Below are 1154 nucleotides of genomic sequence, written 5' to 3'. Positions count from 1 at the left end.
TAGAGAGCGTCAAGCAGCACGGCCGGTCAGCGACAACTATTTTGGCCGGTCAACGGGGTAGTTGTCGTTCGGTATCAGGTCATATTTGACGTTGCTCCTTCGTAGTTGTCGTTGCGTGATCGTGTAGTTGACGCTCATCGTTACTGCGCAACGTTGCCGTCGTCAGGCAACTGGCCGCTGAACGGATTGCTAGGGTTGTCGTCGTGTAATTGACGCCGCCGTGCATTCTGTTTGTCGCCGGCCTTGCGGCGGCGGTAGCTTTCGACATTGAGTTCGAAGATCGTCGAGTGATGCACAAGCCGGTCGATGGCGGCGACCGTCATGCCGGGGTCGGGGAACACGTCATTCCAGCCCGAGAACGGCTGGTTTGCAGTTATCAGAAGACTTTTTCGCTCATACCTCTCGGCAATCAGCTCGAACAGAACGCTGGTTTCGGCCTGGTCCTTGCGGGCATACGACAGGTCGTCGAGGATGATCAAATCGAAGCGATCGAGCTTGGCCAGCGCGGAAGGCAACTGCAGGCTTTGGCGCGCGGCCTGCAGCTTCTGGACGAGCTCGCTGGTACGCGTGAACAGCACGCGGTAGCCGACGTCGATCAATGCATGACCGATAGCCGATCCCAGGTGGCTTTTCCGACCCCAGGCGGGCCGAACAGGAGAACCGTGGCGCCTTTCTCCAGCCATGACTCTCCGGTGGCCAGCGCTGTGACATGCGCTTTTGAGACCATCGGCACGGCGCCGAAGTCGAAGGCGGCGAGCGTCTTGGTCGGGTCCAGATGCGACTCGGTACGGTGCCGCTCGATGCGTCGTTTAGCGCGTTCGGCCAGCTCGTGCTCTAGCAGTGCGCCGAGCAGGCGTGCGGCCGGCCAGGCTTCCTTGTCCGAGCGCTCAGCGAACTCGGGCCACAACCTGCCGATCGTTGGCAAACGCAGCTCGTTGAGCATCAAGGCCAGGCGGCCACCATCATGCGCGGGCGCGTTCATGCTGCCACCTTCTCAAGCAGTTCGTCATAGACGGCAACGGGCGGCATCTGAACCTCGACATCGGGGCACTGGGCCTCGCGGGGTGCGTACTGCTCACGCAGCGCCTTGAGATCGGGAAGCTCGCCGGCCTCCAGCATCGCATCAAGCTGCCCCGCCAGTACGGCCTCCACGC

Annotated in this window: 1 pseudogene; it reads right to left on the bottom strand. The window is 61.7% G+C overall.

What is annotated here, in order from left to right:
• Positions 1-140 precede the first annotated feature (140 nt).
• Positions 141-982 (bottom strand): annotated as a pseudogene (gene istB / locus E1N52_RS43815) (IS21-like element helper ATPase IstB).
• Positions 983-1154: the final 172 nt, after the last annotated feature.

It is taken from the genome of Paraburkholderia guartelaensis (assembly GCF_004353905.1).
Taxonomy (GTDB): Bacteria; Pseudomonadota; Gammaproteobacteria; order Burkholderiales; family Burkholderiaceae; genus Paraburkholderia; species Paraburkholderia guartelaensis.
This window is presented reverse-complemented; position numbering and strand designations above follow the sequence as displayed.